We start from the raw sequence: 6,140 nt of genomic DNA on the forward strand, positions 1-6,140 counted from the left end.
GGTCGCGACACCACCGACCGCAAGTTTGTGGGACGTGGACACCAGCACGGGAAGGGCGTGCTGGCGGAACAGCACGCGATGGAACCCCGCGGGTGCGACCAGCAGCATCGTCGAGGTCACGGACAGGGCGACCGTCACCAGATACACCGGCACCTCGAAGTCGGTGAGGTCCGCGAAGCGCTGCTGGAACGGTAACGTCAACAGGAACCCGGTGAGCAGTTGCACCCCGGTCTGCACGACACGGAGTTCCTGCAGTAGCCCGGACCAGTTTCGGTCCAGCCGTTGTGTTTCCGTCTCGTGGCGGGCGCGATAGTTCCACTCTTCGTCGTCAAGCGCCCTCGCGTCATCGTCGTCAGACATGATGCACCCGCCGTTCCTCGAGGTCGGTCACGCCGGTCTGTGGCGCACCAGCCACGAAGGCGGAGTGGGTCGAGGCCGGCCGATTCGCACTTTACCCGTCCGACCTGCAGGGAATGCCCGCTTCCCAGCCGCTGGCGGCCGCGCACCGGAGACAGTCTTACCCCTGTGATCGCGGTATCGGGGTACCTGCGAGGTCGACTGTTCGATCAGGCCGGCGGCAGATCGCAGGTGGTCGGCGACGGCCGCGTCGAAGATCGGGACGGAGCAGCGGTGAACGCTGACGAGAGAGTTGTCCGCGTTCCTGACCGCTGTCGGTCAGACCGGCCGATACGCGCGCTGGTGCGTGGATCGGCAATTGGTCGCGACGTTTCGTGCGCGGCGGTGGGGGTACCCGGGTGATGTGCCGGTCGACGAACAGCTCGGATGAATAACGGGATGTTCCGCCGGAACACTGATCTTGGTTAAATGGAATACATACAGGCGTAATGGATTTCGACAGCGAGTAAGACCAACCCAAGGTCCGTCGGCCATCCGTTCCGGTCCGGTCGCAAACCGCGCGGGGGCCATAGTGTTTCGGGATGCGCGATGATCGACGCAGTGACAGGGCTCCTCGCAAGGAGAAGCGCGCCGGTGGATGCCGGATCCGAACAGCCCGAACGAATCGATGACGACGCATCTGGCGGCGGTGTGGTGCTCCGCAGACTGCTCGCGGTGGCGACGTTGACACCCTCGCAGGCTGCCCTGCTCGTCACGGATGCGATGGATCAGCTCGAACTGGCGCGCAGCGAGGGCCGCTACCCGATCCGCTTCCGGGTCGATGCCGTGACGGTGTCCGAAGACGGTCGACTCACGATCGAGTGCGCCGGCAGTGGGGCGTCCTGTCATGAGATGAGCGATGCAATTGCCGGCCTGCTTCGAAGTATTACGACCAACTGTCGCGATTCGGCACTGGCGGACCGGTTACACGAATCGATCGCCGAAACAACAGATCTGGACGGTCTCGTGCAACGGGTCCGCCGCGCGGTCGCACCCGACGCCGACCCGGCCGAGGAGCGAAGGCGGCGGTGCCAGCTTGCCGAACTTGTCACGGTGGTGAGGGGACGCCCCCTGGGGGACGGTCGAGTAGTGGCGGATGGGGCGAACCTGCCGGGCCGGCCTGGCGTGGCGGCCGGATCCGCTCTCGCAGCGCATGGCTGGTATCCACCCGCCCGAAATGCGTGGCATCGCAGAAGCAGACGGCCATCGCGGCGCCGAGCCGCACTGGTCCTGATCACGGTGCTGGTACTCATCGGGGCGCTGTGGTCGGCCCCGCGGGCGTGGACGGAGCTGCGTCGGGGCTGGGACGCCGTCCTGAATCCGGTGAATCCATCGGGGCAGAATCAGATCAGCCCGGTGTCGCCGCCGCCACCTGAGCCCGCAGTCGTCCAGGACGAGTCCGCGACGGCGGGTGGAACGACGGCGCCGAAGTCTGTCCATGTCGGCGTCCCGGGCAGCGCGGGGCCGATCAGCCAGGTCACCGCCACCCTCGCAGACGGCGGGTGCATGCCCGGACAGGAGTGCACGATACGGGTCGACGTTCACTTCGACTCCGCGGCGAGTGTCGACACGGCGACCTGGAAACTGAATGTCTACGACCGATGCTCCGGCGACGTCCGCACCAGCACCGAAACCTCGCTGCCGATCCCGCCGGGCCGGCACCAGGTATACGGAATCAGCAGGGCGGCTCTTCCGGATGGCACCGCGCTTGCTGTCGCGGCGGTCACCAGCGCCCCGGCGGTAGTCGCTTCCGAGCCGCTGTTGCTACCCGCTGACAACGCCTCCTGCTGAGGCGCCGGGGACTGGGGGGATGCATGCTCGGGAGCCAGCGGGAATCCGATCCGTGGATCGTCACGGCGGCAGTCGTGCTCGTGGTACTGGGCTTGCTCAACCTGATCTCGACGGGGATGACGTCGCACGCCGTTCGCCATGTCCTCTATGCCGCCGCTGGTCTTGGCCTGATGTGGGTGATATCGCGCCTGCGTCTCGGTGACCTGCGCGGCTTCGGCTGGGCGATATTCACGGTAGCTACGGTGCTGCTGGCAGTTGTGCCGCTCGTCGGCGTCGCGACCAAAGGCGCTCAGCGTTGGCTGGATTTCGGTGTGTTCACCATTCAGCCGTCCGAACTCGTCAAGCTCGGTCTGGTGGTGGTCCCCGCCACCATGCTGGCCGGTGGGTACACCCTCGCACGGTTCGTGACAGCCTTGGCGATCGCGAGTGTGCCGGTCGCGCTCGTCGCGCTGCAACCCGACCTGTCGACGGCCGTGGTGCTCGCTGCGACCGCCGGATTGATGTTGATCCTCGCCCGGGTGCCGCTGCTGCCGCTGCTCCCGTTGTTCGCGGTGGGGTTCGCCTCGCTGCCCCTTGCGGTTCTCTTTCTCCGCCCCTACCAGCTCGAACGGGTACACGTGTTCCTGTCCAGCAACGCCGACCCCCAAGGGGCGGGTTGGGCACAGTTGCAGGCGGACATCGCGATCGGCAGCGGTGGGTGGTGGGGTCTGGCGCGCGACCCGCTGTACGACCTGCGGGCCGACTACCTGCCCGAATCGGAGCACGACCTTGCGTTCGCGAGCCTCGTGTACGGGTGGGGCCTGATCGCCGGTCTCGCAGTCGTGGTGGCCGTATCGGTCATCGTGTGGCGGGCTGCACTTGCCGCCCGAGTGTCCAGGACCCGGGAGGCTGCGCTCGTCGCGGCGGGTGTCGGCGGGCTGTTCGGAATTCAGGCGGTGGTCGCGACCGGTGCGAGCCTGTCGCTGCTGCCGCAGACAGGGATGCCGATCCCTCTGTTCAGTTACGGGGGAACGGCCGCACTCGTCGGATTCGTCGGGATCGGGCTGGTGCTCGCGGTGCGTCGGGATGGTGTCGAGCGGCCGCTGTGGGCGCCGCCGCCCAGGCAGCGCCGCCGACCGAGAGGTATGACGGCGGGGTCGGTCACAGTGACGGCGTCACTCGTCGTGATGGCGGTGTTCGCGTGGCAGCTGCAGAGCGATCGGGGCGCGCAGTTGCGTGCGATGAGCGATGCGCAGATGACGCGCTGCATCCGCTTGCCCGCCGAGCGCGGTCAGATCCTCGACCGCAACGGCGTGCCGCTCGCGATCAACGTCGTCGAGTACACCGTAGCGGTGGTTTCCCTGATGTTCGACGACAGCGACGCGGCCGCCCGCAGCGAACTCGCTGCGCTGCTCGGCATCACACCGGACCAGCTGACGGACACCTTGCGGAGCGGGGGCGCGGAGCTGCAGGTTGTCGTCGGAAGGGTGACGGCCGAGCAGGCTCGGCGGATCGTTGACGCTCGACTCCCCGGGGTACTCGTTGTTCCGTCCGGCCGCCGGTACTACCCGCACGGCGCGATGCTCGGCCCTGTCCTCGGCCACGTCGCGGTTGCCGACCAGGACGATATGGAGCGCTGGCCGCACCTCGCGCTCGGATCACGGGTCGGCAAGGCGGGACTCGAACGGCAGTACGATGCGCTACTGCGAGGCAGTGACGGCAAGCAGTGTATGTATGTCGATCCGACCGGGCGTCCGATGGCCACGGGTGAACGGGTCGACCCAGTGCGAGGCTATGACCTGCGGCTGCACCTCGACATCGGCTTGCAGGACGTGGCCACCACCGCGCTGACCGAGGCGGTGCGCACCAGCAAGGGTGACGTGGGCGCCGCGATCGTGATGGACGCGCGCACCGGTGCGGTGCTGGCGCTGGCCAGCGTGCCCGGATTCGACGACAACGTCTACGGTCCTCCGGCCGACCTGGTGGCGCTGGCCGCCCAGACTCAGGCGCCGGGAGCGATGCTCAACCAAGTCACCCAGACTGCGGCACCGCCGGGCTCGACCTTCAAGATCGTCGTCGCCGCGGCGAACAGCGAGTACCCGGTCCTGCCGTCGGAGACGGTCATCGACACCGGCGCCGCCTACAACTACGGGGGGCAGACTTTCCGGAACTGGCAGCCGATGGGACCGCACAACCTGGTACAGGCGATCCAGTGGTCGGACAACGTCTACTTCTACAAACTGGCCGAACTCCTCGGCCCCGAGCGGATCGCCGCGGTCGCCGACCAACTCGGAGTAGGCCGGCCATCGGGGATCGACCTGCCCGGCGAGACCGAGGGTTTCCTGGGGACGCCGGAAACGGTCGGAAGTATCGGGGCCACCTGGTATCCCGGATCCACTCTATTGATGGGCATCGGTCAGGGCACTGTCAGCGCGACCCCGCTGCAGGTGGCGCGCTGGACGTCGGGCATCGCCACGGGCGCGATGGTCACACCGCAGCTCGCGGCGGGGTACGGGTCGGCGGAGGTCATCCCGATTCCCACGGCGGAACCGGTTCCGTTGCCCTTCGCGGACCGACTCGACCCCGTGCGCGCGGGGATGCGGGCCTCCGCTGCGGGTGGCACGGCCGGACAGCTCGCCGACCTGCCGGTGCCCGCGGGTGCCAAGACCGGCACGGCGGAGGATCCGTCGGCACCCGGGGAAGGTCTCAATGCCTGGTTCTCTGCGGTGGCGCCCTTCGACGCCCCCGAAATCGTGGTGTCGGTGCTGGTCCGTGGCGGTGGTTTCGGGTCGGCGACGGCCGGTCCCGTGGTGAAGAAACTCCTCGAACGCTACTTTCCGCGACCGTCCGGCGTGGTGCCGACTCCGTGATCATGCGTTGTATGCGGCGACCACTTCAGGGTGCACGAGACACGCCGTCGCGCCTTCGGCGACGCACGTGAGCGGGCGTTCGGCCGACTTCGCCGGAAACCCGAAGGACTCTTCGAGCACTCGCGACAGACCAGGCAGCATCGCCCCGCCTCCGATGACGAGCAGCCCTTCCGACATCACGTCACCGATCGCCTGGGGAGGAAGGTCCTCCAGGCACTCGGTCAGTGTCTGCACAATTCCAGTTGTGGTCGGCCGCAACGCATCCACGATCTCCTCGGTTTCGAGTGTGACCAGACGTGCACGGCCGGTCACGGCGTCACGGCCCTCCACGACGAGGGACTGCCCTTCGCCGGTCTCCGGTGCGCCCAGCTTCGCCCGCTCGGCGGTGAGCTCGCCGACAACGATCTTGCGCTCTTCGCGCAGGTACTGGTATAGGGCGTTGGTCAGCTCATCACCTGCGAGTCGGCAGCTGCGGTGGGAGAGAATGCCGCCGAAGCAGACGGCGGTGATTTCCGAAGTGCCGCCGCCGATGTCGACGACGAGGTGCGCGCGGGGTTCGAGCGGATTGATCCCGCAGCCGAGGGCCCCTGCGACCGGGTCCGGTACCAATCCCACTTTCCGCAGGCCGGCCTCGTGCCCGACCTCGAGCAGTGCGCGACGTGCGAGCGGGGTGGCGCCTGCGGGAACCGCGATGACACCCTTCGGCCGGACACCGTATCGCCTGGCCGGGAAGACTCGTCTGATGACAGCGGTGACGAATGCCCGGGCGGAGTCGAGGTCGACGATCACCCCGTCGCCCATCGGTCGAACCGCCGTGATCCCGATAGGAGCACGGCCGACGAGACAACGCGCATCCGCGCCGATGGCGAGAGCGCGATGTGGATCCTTTGTTCGAACCAGCATGAAGGACGGCTCGTTCAGTACGATTCCGTCGTCGGGGGTGCCGACGACAGTGTTGGCAGTTCCGAGATCGATCCCAAGTCCACCCACGTCGGCCTCCGAAAAGGATTCAATCGAGACCATTTCGATGGTACGCAGCGGCACCGGCGTTCGGATAGATATCGCGGTGACTTACCAAAGAGCCAACAGGTGAGGTACCTCGAT

Annotated in this window: 4 protein-coding genes; 2 read left to right on the forward strand and 2 right to left on the reverse strand. The window is 67.4% G+C overall.

Translation table 11 applies throughout. The annotated features are described in order from the left end of the window. A partial coding sequence (locus tag WAW17_RS21640; protein ID WP_422334967.1) for a DUF6328 family protein occupies positions 1-360 on the reverse strand: 360 nt, incomplete at its 3' end. A gap of 630 nt (positions 361-990) precedes the next feature. Between WAW17_RS21640 and WAW17_RS21645 the strand changes: the two genes are divergently transcribed. Both WAW17_RS21645 and WAW17_RS21650 read left to right on the forward strand, forming a co-directional pair. Further along, on the forward strand, positions 991-2,187 hold the full coding sequence (locus WAW17_RS21645) for a hypothetical protein (protein WP_422334968.1): 1,197 nt from the start codon (positions 991-993) through the stop codon (positions 2,185-2,187). Positions 2,188-2,210: 23 nt separating this feature from the next. Further along, a complete protein-coding gene (locus tag WAW17_RS21650; protein WP_422334969.1) occupies positions 2,211-5,036 on the forward strand; it encodes an FtsW/RodA/SpoVE family cell cycle protein in 2,826 nt (941 codons plus the stop codon). Here the strand turns inward: WAW17_RS21650 and WAW17_RS21655 are convergent, their stop codons facing one another. Continuing rightward, complete coding sequence (locus tag WAW17_RS21655) at positions 5,037-6,026, reverse strand: rod shape-determining protein (RefSeq protein WP_422334970.1); 990 nt, start codon at positions 6,024-6,026, stop codon at positions 5,037-5,039. Between the last annotated feature and the right edge of the window lie 114 nt (positions 6,027-6,140).

This window comes from Rhodococcus sp. (in: high G+C Gram-positive bacteria), from assembly GCF_049286785.1.
GTDB lineage: Bacteria > Actinomycetota > Actinomycetes > Mycobacteriales > Mycobacteriaceae > Rhodococcus_F.